Raw genomic sequence first — 15,744 nt, 5'->3', positions numbered from 1 at the left:
CCTTACAATTATGAGAGAAGTTTATTTTATTAAACAAAATAAAGAAAAATGGTTGGGAATTGAACAGGTTATTCAAGGGAAAATAAAAAAAAATCCTGATGACCTGTCTTCACTGTATATTAACCTGATCAATGATCTTTCATTTGCACAGACCTATTATCCTAAAAGCAATACTACAGTATATCTGAATCATCTGTCTTCGCAGATTTACCAGAAGATCTATAAAACCAAAAGGGTAGAAGAGAACAGACTTATCTATTTCTTCAGGACAGAAGTCCCCTTGCTGGTACATCAATACAGGAGATATCTTATGTATGCTTTTCTGTTTTTCGCTCTGTTCACCTCGATCGGAGTACTTTCCGGAGCGTATGATAAAGACTTTGCGAATATCATTCTTGGAGAAAACTATGTCAATGAGACCATAGAGAACATTAAAAAAGGCAATGCTGTAGGGGTCTACCAGAGCGGTTCTACCTGGGGAAGCACGATCGGGATCATTTTCAACAATATTGGAGTAGGCGCGAAATTATATATCTATGGGATTAGCGGAGGAATAGGGACATTGTTTGCTCTGCTTTCCAACAGTGTTATGCTCGGATCCTTTCAATATTTTTTCTATGATTACGGTGCTTTAAAAGACAGTGCAAGAGGAATCTGGCTTCACGGTGTTTTCGAGATCTTTGCAATGGTTGTAGAAGCTATGTGTGGTTTGATCCTGGGAGCGAGTATTCTGTTCCCGAGAACATTTTCAAGGTTTAATTCCTTTAAAAAAGGATTTAAGGACTCCTTTAAGATCTTCCTCAGTACCATTCCGTTTACCATTTGTGCAGGAATTATCGAAGGTTATGTAACAAGACATGCTTTGAAAATGCCGTTGGTGGTAAATCTGGCCATAATAATCAGTTCACTTGCCATTATAGGATTTTACTACTTTGTTTATCCTTCGGTGGTTTATAAAAAAATTAATAATCACAACCATGATGCAGTTTTATAAAAAAAGAGAATTTGGAGCTTTCATCAGTGACAGCTTTAATTTTTTCAAATTATACGGAAAAAACTATTTTAAAAACTATATCCTGATCAACGGGCTGCTGTTAATTTTAATGGTTGCTGTAGTGATTTTTGGCTTTAGAGAGATTTTCGGACAGCTTGTCGGCTCCAATATCAATGGGGAAAGCTATTATTTTGAAAGGTATTTTTCAGAAAATGCAGGAATGCTGATCGTTGCCGGAATATTGGTTTTTATACTCTTTGTTCTTTTGGGAATAGTCAATTATCTGTATCCGGTTTTCTATCTGAAAAGGATTACTGAAGGAGCCCAAAAGATAAAAACAGACGAAATCCTGGGTGATTTTAAACGAAATGCCGGACGAATAGCTAAAATATGCATAGGTATGCTGTTTATTGTGCTTCCCATAATAATGATCCTGCTGGGACTTTCCTATATATTGATGTTGATTATCATTGGCTTTTTCCTGATGCTTCTTGTTTATCCTACGGCATTCAATGTCTCTGCATTTCTGATGTATGATTATTTTAACACAAAAAGAGGTTTTATAGAAAGCTTGAGCTATTCCATAAGATCCCAGTTTTCTTATCCGAACGGGAATGAAAAATCCCCATACTGGAAATATTGGGGAGCATCTATTATCATGTTCGTTATTATGTACATGATTACTTCTGTATTTACATTTATTCCTTTGTTCTTTATTTACGGATCACTTCTTACATCTGCTCCCAATGGCAGTTTGGAAGAGAACCCTTTTACAGGAACAGCTGGAATCATTTTCTTTATATTCTATGGGTTTTCAATGCTCGCATCGTTACTTCTTTCCAATCTGATGTATATTAACGCTGGATTGATGTATTATGACAGCAGGACGGATCTTCATCAGAAAGCTGAACTTGAAGAAATAGAAACCATAGGCATCAATGAATAAACTTCTTTTTTTTCTGCTGCTATTTTTCTCCATTGGTCCTGTTTATGCGCAGGACAACGATGAACCTGCAACGGTAGAAGACTATATGGTAGATTCTCTGGGTACAACGGGACATTACAGAAATATGCTCCGGGCAGATTCTGTACTGATCAAAAAGCCGGTTTCAGAAAACAGGATTTATCCAAAGAAGTTCAGAGAAAATATTCAGTCCAGATATAAAGGGAATGAATTTGATTATTCGGTTTCCAAGCCCAAAGAATCTTTTTTCCAGAAACTGATGCGGAGAATAGATAAGATTCTGCAAAGCATTTTTGGAGAAACAGTCTTTACCAATTCTGCAAAAATAACCACTATTCTTATTCGTCTCTTTGCGATTATTCTGGTAGGATTTCTTCTTTATTTTATCATTAAATATCTAATGGGGAAAGACGGTAATCTTTTCTTCGGCAAGAAAAATAAAAAAGTGGATATTAATGCAGAAGAGCTTCATGAAAATATTCACGAGATCAATTTCCCTGAAAGCATTGCAAAATTTGAGCGGGAAGGCGATTACCGTTCTGCGGTCCGTTACCAGTTTCTGTTTGTCCTGAAAAAGCTGAGTGATAAAAAGCAGATCAGCTGGAATCCTGAAAAAACCAACAAGGATTATATGATGGAGCTTAAAGCAGAACATCTGAAAAAGGAGTTTTCCGGACTGTCCTATATTTTCGATTATGTTTGGTACGGAGAATTCGCCATAGATGAACAGGCTTATATGAAATTCAAAGACCAATACCAGGCATTTAAACCGTAATTAAACAATTAACCATGAAAAAAACCTTCAAAATATATGCTGTGATATTCATCGTTGTGATGCTTATTCTCGCATTGCTTGAAGTCAATAAAAAAGAAACAATAAGCTGGCGTAAAAATTTTAATATCAACGAAAAATCCCCGTTTGGCCTGTTTGTTTTTAATAATGAAGCCAAAGATCTGTTTAAAAATAATCTGAGAAAAACAGAAGAAACTCCTTATGATTATTATAGCCAGAGAAAAAAAGGCCCACATAATATCATCATTATAGAAAAAGATCTGGATAAAGAATCCTGGAAAAAAATCCTGGACCAGGTATCAAGCGGATCAGATGCGATGATTCTGGTAAACAGGGTTTCAAAAGATATTTCAGACAGTATTGGCTTTCATAGCTCAGACATTTCCTTTGAAGAGGAAAATGTACTCAAGCTTACGGATAAAGAATACCAGAATGATTTTATTAAATTAGATAAATTTCCGTCGGGCAGAGGATTCTCATACATTAAGCCTAAAGTGGAGGTATTGGGGAAAACGGTGGAAAAAAATAATTCCGACCAGGTGAATTTTATTAAGGTCAACTTTGGAAAAGGAATAATCTATGTACACAGTGAGCCGCTTTTCCTTACCAATTATTATCTTTTAAAACCCGGAAGTTTAAAATATACACAGGATGTTTTTTCGTATCTTCAGGATAGGGAAACCATCTGGTTTGTGGATAATGACACCAAAGTTTCACGTTTCTTCATGAGATTTGTCCTGTCCAATCCCGCATTGAAGTATGCCTGGTGGGTCTTTTTAGGCGGGCTTGTACTGTTTATTTTCTTTAATGCAAAAAGAAAGCAGCGGATAGTCCCGGTTTTGGAGCCGCTGAGAAATACTTCGGTAGATTTTGTAAAAAGCATTGGAAATCTTTATCTTCAGGAAGGAAATTTTCATGATATGATGGCCAAAAAAGCTCAGTATTTCCTGAATAAGATAAGAATGGACCTGCTGATCGATACTCAGAATCTGGATGGAGAATTTGCTAAAAAGCTCCATTTAAAAACAGGAAAGCCAATGGAAATGATTGATGAAGCTATAGACCTGATTAGAAAAGGGCAGGATCCTTATGCAACTGTCATGAAAGAAGATCTTGAGAGAATGAATAAACTTCTTGATGAAATGCTCAAATAAAATATAACAATCTAGTAATGTAACAATAGATTAGAGGATAAGCAGAAATATAGGCTGCCGATAAAACTACTCCTAAACCATTACATTGCTCTGTTTGAAAAAAATATAATTATGGAAAACCTTGAAAACCAGAATTTAGAAAATCAAAGTTCTATCAATTTAAATAAAAACGAAGACCAGTTTCAATCCAGAATTGATATGATTGAGCTGCGTGCCAGTTTAGACAAAGTAAAAGCTGAAATAGCTAAAGTTATTGTTGGACAGGAAAGCATGGTCGAGCATCTTATTGCAGCTCTTTTATCAAACGGTCACGTGTTGATTGAAGGTGTTCCCGGGGTGGCAAAAACCATTACGGCTAAGCTTTTGGCAAAAACTATTGACGTAGGTTTCAGCAGAATCCAGTTTACACCGGATCTTATGCCTTCCGATATTCTGGGAACCTCTGTTTTCAGTGTGAAAAACTCTGAATTTGAATTTAAAAAAGGACCTATCTTTTCCAGCTTTATATTAATTGATGAGATCAACAGATCTCCGGCGAAGACCCAGGCAGCATTGTTTGAAGTAATGGAAGAAAGACAGATCACCATGGACGGAACCCGCTACATCATGGATGAGCCATTCCTGGTAGTAGCCACCCAGAATCCTATAGAACATGAAGGAACCTACAGGCTTCCCGAGGCGCAGCTGGACCGTTTTCTCTTCAAAATCAATGTAGGATATCCGAATCTTGAACAGGAAATAGCAATTATCAGAAACCAGCACGAAAGCAAAAAAGAAGATAAAACCGAAGGCATCAACCGTGTTATTACTGCCGAGCAGCTGAAAAACTATCAGCACCTGGTAAAAGAGATCATCGTAGAATCCCAGCTCATGGAATATATTGCCAAAATTATAGTCAATACAAGAGAAAACCAGTTCTTATATCTGGGTGCTTCTCCAAGAGCTTCATTGGCCCTGCTTACCGCCTCCAAATCTTTCGCAGCGCTTAGGGGAAGAGATTTCGTAACCCCTGAAGATATCAAAGAGGCAAGCTATGCGGTATTAAGACATAGAGTAATTGTTTCCCCGGAAAGAGAGATGGAAGGCCTTACAGCAGATGAAATTATACGCCAGATTTTAGAGGGAATAGAGATTCCGAGATAGATCGTAGGGATTAGATTTAAGGGTTAGGGATGAACATATTTGTTTCATCGCAATTTAGCCCTAGTCTCTAAATCCTATCCCTAATCCCTTACAAAAAATGAAAAACCTATACATCAATACACGATTTTTCTTTTCGCTCATCGGAGTGGGGGTACTGTATGTTCTCGCATTTTTCTTTCCGGTTCTGATGTGGGCGGCTCATATCCTTTTGCTGCTGTGCTTTCTTGCGGTGATGGTAGATTATCTTTTACTGTTCAACCAAAAGAATGCCGTGCTTGCTCAAAGAATCCTGCCGGAGAAACTTTCCAACGGAGATGAAAATTTTGTAAAAATCGACATTAAAAATAATTACAGCTTTAAGATCAGTACAAGGATCATTGATGAAATTCCGTTTCAGTTTCAGAAACGAGACTTTCTGATTACAAAAAATATTGAATCAGGAAGAAATACCTATTTCCAGTATAGTCTGGAACCAAAAGAAAGAGGAGAGTACAGCTTTGGAAACCTGAATGTATATGCCTCTTCACCATTAGGCTTTGTAGGCAGAAGGTTTAATTTTCAGAAAGATGCTATGCTGCCTGCTTACCCGTCTTTTATTCATCTTAGAAAATATGAGCTGATGGCATTGCAGAGCGAATTTATGCTGGGTGGAATCAAAAAGATTAGAAAGTTGGGTCATACGATGGAATTTGAGCAGATCAAAGAATATGTTCCCGGAGATGATATCAGAACAATCAACTGGAAAGCCACGTCCAAGACGAACCGGTTGATGGTTAATCAGTTTCAGGATGAAAAATCTCAGCGTATCTTTATTCTGATTGATAAGGGAAGGACAATGAAAATGCCTTTTAATGGACTGAGTCTGCTTGATTACTCCATCAATGCAGCTATGGCCTTATCCCATATTATCCTGAAGAAAGGCGACCGGGCCGGAATGATGACCTTCTCAAAGAAGACCGAGAATAAAATCGCGGCTGACAATAAATCAGGTCAGTTGAAAAAGATATCAGAAGCCTTGTACAACATTAAAACCGACTTTTTCGAAAGTGATTTTAACCGTCTGTATCAGGATGTAAAATATTCTCTTAACCAGAGAAGCCTTGTGTTACTTTTTACCAATTTTGAAACCCTTGACGGATTAAACCGGCAACTAAAATACCTCCGTGGTATTGCCAAAAATCACCTGTTGGTTGTCATTTTTTTTAAAAATTCAGAATTACAGACCCTTATCCATAAAAATCCTGAAAGCATGCAGGAAATTTATGACGAGATTATCGCTGAAAAATTTGAATTTGAAAAGAAGCTGATCATTCAGGAACTTCGGAAATATGGGATCTACACCGTTTATACCCTGCCTGAAAATTTAAATATTGACGTTATCAATAAATATCTTGAGATAAAAGCGAGAGGAATTTTATAAAAACAGTTTAAAGACAAATAAAAAAATAATGGAACTAAAGCCAAGAGAAAGAGCAGGTGCGCTGTTAAAAATAGCAGCATTAAATGAAGGTGCAAAAGAATATATTCTTAACAATCCTGAGCTCTTTAAATTACTGTTGAAAGCAGCTAAAAGATATATCGGAGGTGAGAAGATAGAAGAAGCTATAGCAACTGCTAAAAGAATTAATGAGAAAGGGCTTCCTACTTCATTAGAGTTTATGGGAGAAAGTACCCGTTCAGTGGAAGAATCAGAATCGGTAACTCAACATTTCCTTAACTTGATCAACCAAGTGAAAGAAGAGAACATTGATTCTATCATTTCTTTGGATTTATCACATATTGGGCTTGCCGTTGATAAGAATCTGGCTTATAATAATTTGGTATCACTAGCAGAATCAGCTCACAAAAAGGATATTGAAGTGGTGATTAGCGCAGAAGGAGTGGAAAGAACAGATGATATTATTAATACCTTTTGTAAAATATCTCCTGATTTTTCAAATGTGGGAATTACCCTTCAGGCTTATTTAAACCGTACTCCAAAAGACCTTGAACGAATATTAAATGAAACACAGGGGAAAATAAGAATTGTAAAAGGTGCGTTTGCTGTTCCTCCCGGACATGCTGTAGAGAGAGGAGAACACTTAGATGATCTATACATTAAATATATTGAAACTCTTTTCCTTAAAAATAGAAGATGCTCTATTGCTACACATCATGATAAAATTCAAAATAGAGTTAAAGAGCTCATTGTAAAATATGATGTTCCAAAATCTAAATATGAATTTGAAATGTTACTGGGAATACAGGAAGGGCTATTGGATGAAATCCATAAAGAAGGCTACCCATGCAGACAATATATTGTGTATGGTGATGAATGGTATTTGTACATGTGTAACCGAATTGCGGAAAATCCGGAAAATCTTTTTCAGGCTATAGTTGATATCATGTCTTAGCCTAGGGCTTAATGCATAAAGTTTTTTATATTTGAATAAGAATATTGAAAAATACTGAAATATAAATCCGTACAATGAAAATAACACTCAACAGAATAAACGACGACTTCTTATTTGAATGTACCAATTCCCAGGGAAATTCAATTCTTCTGGACAATACCTCACAGCCTGGAGCTAAAGGGGTTTCCCCAATGGAAAGTGTACTTATGGCCGTAGCCGGATGCAGTGGAATAGACGTAGTGGCTATCCTGAAAAAACAACGTCAGGAAATCACAGGTTTCCAGGCAGAAGTAGAAGGAGAAAGAGTTCCTGTAGAAGATGCAAAGCCATTTAAGGCTATCAAAGTGAAATTTCTTCTGGAAGGAAATATAGATCCTAAAAAAGCATTGAAAGCAGCCCAGCTGTCCTTTGAGAAATACTGTTCCGTATCAAAAACTTTAGAACCCAATGTAGAGATCGGGTATGAAGTTTTGGTGAACGGAGAGAAAGTTTAGATATTTTTTAATTGATTATAAAGCGGCCGGCCCATTTGGGCCGGCCGCTACATTTTATATCGTCATTCTTGGTTTCATGAGCTTGGCAACCGTTGCCGTCCACCCAGTCTGATGGGAGGCTCCTACACCCCGGCCGTTATCTCCATGGAAATATTCAAAGAAAGTAATATAATCCCTGAAATGTTCATCATAATTAAACTTGGCATTGCCTCCGTTAAAAGGTCTCTGCCCGTCTTCATCCTTTAAAAACAGCGAACATAATCTTTTGCTGATATTCTGTGCCACCTCATCCAGGTTTTTCTTCTCGCCGCTTCCGGTAGGGAATTCTACCTTTAAGCTGTTGCCATAGTAAAAATGAAAACGCTGTAAGCTTTCCACGATCAGGAAATTGATCGGGAACCAAATAGGTCCTCTCCAGTTACTGTTGCCCCCGAACATCCGGCTGTCACTTTCTGCAGGCGTATAATACACTACATTTTCCGTCCCGTGAACAGAGAATACAAAAGGATTTTCTTCATATACTTTCGACATGGCACGGATTCCGTAAGAACTTAAAAATTCGTTTTCATCAAGCATTCTTTTCAAAACCTTTGTCAGCCTGTTCTTACGTAATATACTCATCAGATGCTTTCTTCCCTGTCCTTCCTCGTCCCAGTGGGAAACCAGCTTCGTAAGCTCCGGCTTGTTTTTTAATACCCAGTCCATTCTTGCCTGGAAATTAGGCATTTTTTCCAGTAATTTATGGTCTACAATTTCCACGGCAAACATCGGGATCAGTCCTACAATACTTCTTAATTTCAATGAAACACTGTCCCCGTTACCAAGCTGTAGCACATCATAGAAGAATCCATCCTCTTCATTCCATAAGCCTTCCTTACCGTCACCCAGATTTTCCATAGCTTCAGCGATATACAAATAATGTTCAAAAAACTTGATGGCCATATCTTCATAAACCTGGTAATACTGTGCAAGTTCCATGGCAATCCGCATCATATTAAGAGCATACATCGCCATCCAGCTTGTTCCATCTGCCTGTTCAAGATGTTGCCCATCCTTCAGTTCCATATTACGGTCAAAAGCACCAATATTATCCAGACCAAGGAAACCTCCTCCAAAAATATTGTTTCCGCTTTTATCCTTTCGGTTCACCCACCATGTAAAATTCAGGAGAAGTTTCTGGAAAACTTTTTCAAGGAATAAAAGGTCAGGCTTACCATTTTGTTTTTCATCAATCTTAAAAACCCGGAAGCAGGACCATGCGTGTACCGGTGGATTTACGTCGCTCAGGTTCCATTCATAAGCAGGAAGCTGGCCGTTCGGATGCATATACCATTCCTTTGTTAAAAGTAGAAGCTGTCCTTTTGCAAATTCACCGTCAATAATGGAAAAAGGAACGCAGTGAAACGCCAGGTCCCAGGTTGCATACCACGGATACTCCCATTTATCAGGCATAGAAATGATATCTTTATTGTGAAGATGGTTCCATTCCGTATTTCTTACATACTCATTGAAATTTCTGGGAGCTTCGTAGTTCGGATCGCCTTTCAGCCATTTTCCTACATTATAGTGATAGAACTGCTTATTCCAGAGAAGTCCCGCAAAAGCCTGTCGCTGAACATTTCTTTCGTCCTCGTGTATTGTTTCAGTCTGGATTTCATTGTAGAACTCATCTGCTTCGGCAGTTCTTGTGCTGAAAATTTCGTCGAACCTATCGAAAGGTTCATCCGTTTCATCAGGGCACAATCTGAAATCAAAAGTTTTGGATTGTCCTGCACCAATCATTTCATCAATGATAAAAGATGCTTTGGTGCCTCTTTTTTCCGGATTTACCGTATTGCTTCCATAGATGATATGATCATTTATTCCGTCTTTAAAATAGGTGTTTCCCGGATAAGGGGCTCCATATAATTTGGGAGTATTCGTTTCATTTTCACAAAAAGCACTTTTCGCAGCCAGATTTCTTGAATAAAACTTTTTAATCGAAATGCTGTCATGGTTAATATCAATGCAACCGTCATAAGAAGCATTCATTTGCCCCTTATATGTATTGTAGCCCCATTTCCAGTTATTTCGAAACCAGGCAGTCGGAGCTATAACGATGGGAGCATCTTGATTGCTTCGGTTATGAATGGTTACCCTTGCAAGAATATCATTATGATCCGCTTTACAGTATTCAATAAAAATATCAAAATATTCATCGTTATTAAAAATTCCGGTATCAAATATCTCATATTCAGGTTCCTTTTTGCTTCGTCTGCCGTTTTCGGCAACAAGGTCATCATAAGGAAACGGATTGATAGGATATTTATACACCATTTTCATATAGCTGTGAGTAGGTGTATTATCTAAATAATAAAAAATTTCTTTGATATCCTCGCCGTGGTTACCCTGAGGATTGCTTAACCCAAAAAAACGTTCTTTTACAATTTTATCTTTTTTATTCCAGAAGGAAAATGCAAAACAGAAAAGCTGTTTCACATCAGAGATTCCCGCGATGCCTTCTTCGCCCCACCGGTAGGCGTAGCTTTCTGCATTATTATGGTTCGCGTAATGCCATGCATTTCCGTTCGGGCTGTAGTCTTCACGTACATTTCCCCATTGCCGGTTGCTTACATAAGGACCCCAGTTTTTCCACTTAGCATCTTGTAATCTTTCTTTTTCAACAGTCATATTTCATCACTTTTTCAATACGAAGTTAGTTTTTTTGAAAAATAATTCCAATTCCTTCCATCTGAAGAATTATTAATATAGCCCTGAAACGCTTATTATTACAGAGTTTTTTAATATTAAATATTTTTTCTTTTTAATTTTAAAAGAAAAGACTTATCTTTGCAGAGCGTTCATTCAAATATTGAAAATGTTATCAAGAAAGGTTGAGGGATTAGACCCTATGAAACCTTAGCAACCCTTTGTGCAAGCAGAGAAGGTGCTACGTTCTACCAATTTATTTTGGACAGATAACTTACTGAAGTTCTTTTCAGCCATTCCTGTGGCATTTTCAATTGTATTAAAATAATAGAATTGAAAACAGAACTAAACTATATTAATCTTTCGTATCGTACCCATTCCCAAAAGGAATACAATATCCCGTTGACTTATCAGATCTTCGGGAAAGACCTGTTTACAGCACCTGTTATATTGATAAACCATGCCTTAACCGGAAATTCAAATGTTTCCGGAGAAAAAGGATGGTGGAAATGGCTGATCGGTGAAAATCAGGTTATTGATACGAATAAATACACGGTTCTGTGTTTCAATATTCCCGGAAACGGATATGATCATTTTTTAATTGACGAATACGAAGACTTCACGCCATCAGATATTGCTGAAATATTTCTGAAAGGGCTTGAAGCTTTACATATCAAAAATCTTTACGCCATTATTGGAGGTTCTCTCGGAGGAGGGATTGCGTGGGAAATGCTTACCAAACAGCCACAGCTGACGGAGATTTTTATTCCTATTGCCTGCGATTTTAAAACTCATGACTGGCTTCACGCACAGTGCCTGGTTCAGAAATTTCTGCTGAACGGAAATGATGAACCCCTGCAAAAAGCAAGAATCCATGCGATGCTGTGTTACAGAACACCTCAATCCTTAAATGACAGATTTCAGAATAGATACGATCAGAAAAATCAAAGATTAGAATCAGAAGACTGGCTTGTTTATCATGGAAATTCATTAAACGAAAGGTTTAGTTTGAAGTCTTATAAGCTGATGAACCATCTGCTGATGAACATCAACACCGAAGAAGAACAGCTGGAAAAGATCAGTGCCCGAATGCACCTTATCGCTGTAGACACAGATTTATTTTTTCCTGCCTCAGAAATCCAAATGTGCTTTGAACAGCTGAAAGAGAAAAATCAAAAAGTTTTCTATCATGAAATACAGTCAATTCACGGGCATGATGCCTTCCTAATGGAATACGAACAATTAAATACTATCATAAAAAATATTTTGTAGAATGAGAAATGCTAACGAGATAAAGTTTTTAAAAAACAGATCAATCATCAAATTTGAAGGAGAAGATTTCCTGGGCGAGATCGGCATCGATGGAAGAATTTTTAAAGCGCTTACTTTGGCGCGCATCAGTGTAGGAGTGATCTCCCAACAGGCTATTGAAAACGGAATATCTATTCTGGTCAATGAAGCCGATGCTGAAAAAGCAGTGACCTGCCTGATCGATGAATTTGAACCGGAAAGAAAATCAGGAAAGGTTTCACAGATTTACAGCATCAATAATGTTTCCGTACTTGGGTTTGTAGCTGAAGATTTCAATAAAGTCCTTGCAGAGCTGGCCAGAAACAATGTTTTCCCACTTCTTCTCAACCAGGTTGCAGGAGAAAACAGAGTTAATATTGTGGTTACTTCTTCCCAGGACGAAAAAACGAAGAATATCATTGAATCCGAAATCTTCAAAAAGCCTAAAACCGTTCACCTCGCAATCATTGGCCACGGTAACGTCGGGAAAACATTAATAGAGCAGGTTTTACAGTCGTCTGAAGAAATAAGAAGACGTAAAAAGATAGACCTTAAAGTAGTTGCAGTAGCCAATTCAAGAAAAATAGCTTTCAATAAAAAAGGCTTCAATGCAGACTGGAATGATGAGGTCTTAACAGCAGAGCACCCATCAAATGTTGATGAATTAATCAACTTTTCAAAAGAAAATCAGCTGGAAAACCTGATTGTAGTAGACAATACAGCAAGCAAAGATTTTGTGAAAAATTACCATGCGCTGGCGGAAAACGGTTTTGATCTGGTTTCATCCAATAAAATTTTTAATACACTACCCATAGAAGAATACCGTAAACTAAGATATACGTTGAGTAAAAATAACAGACGTTATCTCTATGAAACGAATGTAGGAGCAGGCCTTCCATTGATTGATACCATAAAATTGCTGCATCTCTCAGGTGAAAATATTACAAGAATAAAAGGCGTTTTCTCCGGGTCACTAAGCTATATCTTTAATAATTTCTCTGTGAGAAATGATAAATTCTCAACCATTATCGGAGAAGCAATGGAAAAAGGATATACGGAACCTGATCCGCGTGAAGACCTTTCCGGAAACGATGTGGCAAGAAAACTTCTGATTCTGGCCAGAGAATTAGACCTCATCAATGAATTCCAGGATATCAACATTCAAAATTTAATTCCTGAAGATCTTCTGTCTGTAGATAAAAACGAATTTATCTCAAGACTGGATGAACTGGATGAAGAATACCGGAAAATTAAAGAAGAGCAGGAGCCCGGACATGTGCTCCGTTATGTGGGTGATCTTCACGGTGACCTTCAGAAAGACAAGGGTCAGCTTGATGTGAAATTGGTTTCTGTGCCCGGCAGTTCTGCTCTAGGTCAGCTTAAAGGTTCAGATTCTATTTTTGAAATCTATACGGAAAGTTATGGCGAAAACCCAATCGTGATTATGGGAGCCGGAGCCGGAGCTCAGGTAACGGCAAGGGGAGTTTTTGGAGATATTTTAAGAGTAAGTGAAACTAAATAATATTAATAATATAACAATATAGCAATGTAACAGTCTAGCAATCATTGGTACATTGTTATATTGATTCATTGATAATTAAACTATATGGAAAATTTTGAAACATCAGCGATAAGAACCCAAACTGAAAGAACCCAGTTTGATGAACATACAACACCATTATATCTTACATCCAGTTTTATATTTCAGGATGCAGAAGACATGAGAGCAAGCTTCGCTGAAGAAAAGCCTAAGAACTTATACAGCCGTTTTTCAAACCCGAACGTAACAGAATTCACCGATAAGATTGCAATAATGGAAGGGGCAGAAGCCGGATATGCATTTGCAACGGGAATGGCTGCCATTTATTCAACCTTTGCGGCTTTATTGAATGCCGGCGATCATATCGTCAGCTGCCAGTCGGTATTCGGATCTACACATACCTTGTTTACAAAGTATTTTCCGAAATGGAATATCGAAACCACTTACTTTAAAGCTGGAGATGCTGAAAATGTAGAACAGTATATTAAACCCAATACAAAAATCTTATACCTCGAAACCCCAACCAATCCGGCTATTGAAATTCTGGATCTTGAATTTTTTGGTCAGATTGCAAAAAAACATAACCTAATCTTTATTGTAGATAACTGTTTTGCGACGCCTTATCTGCAACAGCCTATTAAATACGGGGCAGATGTTGTTGTGCATTCTGCAACAAAGCTTATTGATGGGCAGGGAAGAGTATTAGGTGGTGTAGCTGTAGGAAAAGCCGATCTGATCAAAGAGATTTATCTTTTCGCAAGAAATACCGGGCCGGCGATGTCACCTTTCAACGCATGGGTATTATCAAAAAGTCTTGAAACATTGGCTATCCGTGTTGAAAAACATTGTGAAAATGCTCTGAAAGTGGCTGAATTTTTAGAAGGTCATCCCAATGTAGAGCTTGTAAAATATCCTTTCCTAAAGTCTCATCCGAGTTATGAAATTGCTAAAAAGCAGATGAAACTGGGCGGAAATATTGTAGCTTTTGAAATTAAAGGCGGAATAGAAGGAGGAAGGAACTTCCTGGACAAAATAAAATTGTGCTCGCTTTCTGCCAATTTGGGAGATACAAGAACTATCGTAACTCATCCTGCATCAACTACGCATTCAAAACTGACCGATGAGGAAAGAAACGAAGTAGGTATTACCGCAGGTTTGGTACGCTGCTCGGTAGGGCTGGAACATGTAGATGATATCATAGCAGACTTAAAGCAGGCCCTGGATTAATTCAATACCTGTTTAATAACATAAATGGCTTCAGCCAAAATTTATACAATGAAAAATTCAGAACAACTATACCAGGCAATATCCGAGAGAATATTAATTCTTGACGGAGCCATGGGAACCATGCTTCAGCGTTACAAGTTTGAAGAAGAAGATTATCGTGGCGAACGTTTCAAAGACTGGGAACATCCGGTAAAAGGAAATAATGACCTCCTTTCCCTGACACAGCCTCAGGCCATTGAAGAAGTCCATAAAAAATACCTGGAAGCAGGAGCAGACATTATAGAAACCAATACGTTCTCCGGAACCACCATTGCCATGGCAGATTATCATATGGAAGATCTGGTGTACGACCTGAACTATGAGTCGGCGAAAATTGCCAGAAATGCATGTGATGAATTTACAGCTCAAAATCCGGATAAACCCAGATTTGTTGCCGGTTCCATAGGACCGACAAACAGAACGGCAAGCTTAAGTCCGGATGTCAATGATCCTGGGTATAGAGCGATCACTTTTGATGAATTAAGAATAGCCTACAAACAGCAGTGTGAAGCTTTGCTTGATGGTGGTTCAGACATTCTTCTGGTAGAAACTATCTTCGATACCCTGAATGCAAAAGCAGCTCTTTTCGCGATTGATGAAATTCAGGAAGAAAGAGGTATAAAAATTCCTATTATGGTTTCTGGGACGATTACAGATGCTTCAGGGAGAACGTTGAGTGGACAGACGGCAGAAGCCTTCCTGATTTCAGTGTCACATCTAAACTTACTGAGTGTAGGTTTTAACTGTGCACTTGGAGCAGACCAGCTGACGCCATATCTGGAAACTTTAGCCCATAATTCAGAATTTTATGTTTCAGCGTATCCGAATGCCGGACTTCCCAACGCCTTCGGAAAATATGATGAAACACCGGAAGATATGGCAAGACAGATCAAAGAATATGTAGAGAAAGGATTGATCAATATTATAGGCGGATGCTGCGGAACCACGCCGGATCACATCAAAGCCATTGCAGATCTGGTAGCAGAATATGCTCCAAGAAAATTGAAAAAATTTGTCTGATTTAA

13 protein-coding genes and 1 riboswitch are annotated in these 15,744 nt (G+C 38.0%); of the genes, 12 read left to right on the top strand and 1 reads right to left on the bottom strand.

Features of this window, described 5'->3' with window-relative positions:
* The first annotated feature begins 10 nt into the window (after positions 1–10).
* The 8 genes from ACMGDK_RS07490 to ACMGDK_RS07455 all read left to right on the top strand — a co-directional run bounded on the left by ACMGDK_RS07490 (position 11) and on the right by ACMGDK_RS07455 (position 7,935).
* Positions 11–994 carry a stage II sporulation protein M gene (locus ACMGDK_RS07490; protein ID WP_436807382.1) on the top strand — a complete coding sequence of 328 codons (984 nt, stop codon included), beginning with the start codon at positions 11–13 and terminating at the stop codon, positions 992–994.
* Entirely contained in the window at positions 978–1,940 is a 963-nt protein-coding gene (locus ACMGDK_RS07485; protein WP_436807381.1) for a DUF4013 domain-containing protein, read from the top strand. The genes ACMGDK_RS07490 and ACMGDK_RS07485 overlap by 17 nt, the downstream gene beginning before the upstream one ends.
* Positions 1,933–2,733 (top strand): DUF4129 domain-containing protein, encoded by an 801-nt coding sequence (locus ACMGDK_RS07480; RefSeq protein ID WP_436807380.1) that lies wholly within the window; start codon positions 1,933–1,935, stop codon positions 2,731–2,733. The genes ACMGDK_RS07485 and ACMGDK_RS07480 overlap by 8 nt, the downstream gene beginning before the upstream one ends.
* Before the next feature lie 14 nt (positions 2,734–2,747).
* Complete coding sequence (locus tag ACMGDK_RS07475) at positions 2,748–3,905, top strand: DUF4350 family protein (protein WP_436807379.1); 1,158 nt, start codon at positions 2,748–2,750, stop codon at positions 3,903–3,905.
* A gap of 111 nt (positions 3,906–4,016) precedes the next feature.
* Entirely contained in the window at positions 4,017–5,048 is a 1,032-nt protein-coding gene (locus ACMGDK_RS07470; protein WP_436807378.1) for an AAA family ATPase, read from the top strand.
* A gap of 97 nt (positions 5,049–5,145) precedes the next feature.
* On the top strand, positions 5,146–6,468 hold the full coding sequence (locus tag ACMGDK_RS07465) for a DUF58 domain-containing protein (protein ID WP_436807377.1): 1,323 nt from the start codon (positions 5,146–5,148) through the stop codon (positions 6,466–6,468).
* A 28-nt stretch (positions 6,469–6,496) separates the two neighbouring features.
* The gene (locus ACMGDK_RS07460; RefSeq protein WP_436807376.1) at positions 6,497–7,441 is read left to right on the top strand and encodes a proline dehydrogenase family protein; all 945 of its coding nucleotides are present in this window, start codon (positions 6,497–6,499) and stop codon (positions 7,439–7,441) included.
* Positions 7,442–7,515: 74 nt separating this feature from the next.
* On the top strand, positions 7,516–7,935 hold the full coding sequence (locus ACMGDK_RS07455; protein ID WP_436807375.1) for an OsmC family protein: 420 nt from the start codon (positions 7,516–7,518) through the stop codon (positions 7,933–7,935).
* Between the two features lie 54 nt (positions 7,936–7,989).
* Here the strand turns inward: ACMGDK_RS07455 and ACMGDK_RS07450 are convergent, their stop codons facing one another.
* Positions 7,990–10,605: an MGH1-like glycoside hydrolase domain-containing protein gene (locus tag ACMGDK_RS07450; protein ID WP_436807374.1), complete on the bottom strand. Its 2,616-nt coding sequence runs from the start codon at positions 10,603–10,605 to the stop codon at positions 7,990–7,992.
* Between the two features lie 187 nt (positions 10,606–10,792).
* Positions 10,793–10,899: riboswitch (SAM riboswitch) on the top strand.
* 57 nt (positions 10,900–10,956) lie between these two features.
* Between ACMGDK_RS07450 and ACMGDK_RS07445 the strand changes: the two genes are divergently transcribed.
* The 4 genes from ACMGDK_RS07445 to ACMGDK_RS07430 all read left to right on the top strand — a co-directional run bounded on the left by ACMGDK_RS07445 (position 10,957) and on the right by ACMGDK_RS07430 (position 15,739).
* A complete protein-coding gene (locus tag ACMGDK_RS07445) occupies positions 10,957–11,895 on the top strand; it encodes an alpha/beta fold hydrolase (RefSeq protein WP_436807373.1) in 939 nt (312 codons plus the stop codon).
* Between the two features lies 1 nt (position 11,896).
* Positions 11,897–13,435, top strand: coding sequence for an ACT domain-containing protein (locus ACMGDK_RS07440; protein ID WP_436807372.1), 1,539 nt, complete (start codon positions 11,897–11,899; stop codon positions 13,433–13,435).
* An 84-nt stretch (positions 13,436–13,519) separates the two neighbouring features.
* On the top strand, positions 13,520–14,680 hold the full coding sequence (locus ACMGDK_RS07435; RefSeq protein WP_436807371.1) for an O-succinylhomoserine sulfhydrylase: 1,161 nt from the start codon (positions 13,520–13,522) through the stop codon (positions 14,678–14,680).
* Positions 14,681–14,728: 48 nt separating this feature from the next.
* Positions 14,729–15,739 carry a homocysteine S-methyltransferase family protein gene (locus tag ACMGDK_RS07430; protein WP_436807370.1) on the top strand — a complete coding sequence of 337 codons (1,011 nt, stop codon included), beginning with the start codon at positions 14,729–14,731 and terminating at the stop codon, positions 15,737–15,739.
* Positions 15,740–15,744: the final 5 nt, after the last annotated feature.

Origin of the sequence: Chryseobacterium hilariae, from assembly GCF_051400735.1 — a bacterium.
Taxonomy (GTDB): Bacteria; Bacteroidota; Bacteroidia; order Flavobacteriales; family Weeksellaceae; genus Chryseobacterium.
This window is presented reverse-complemented; position numbering and strand designations above follow the sequence as displayed.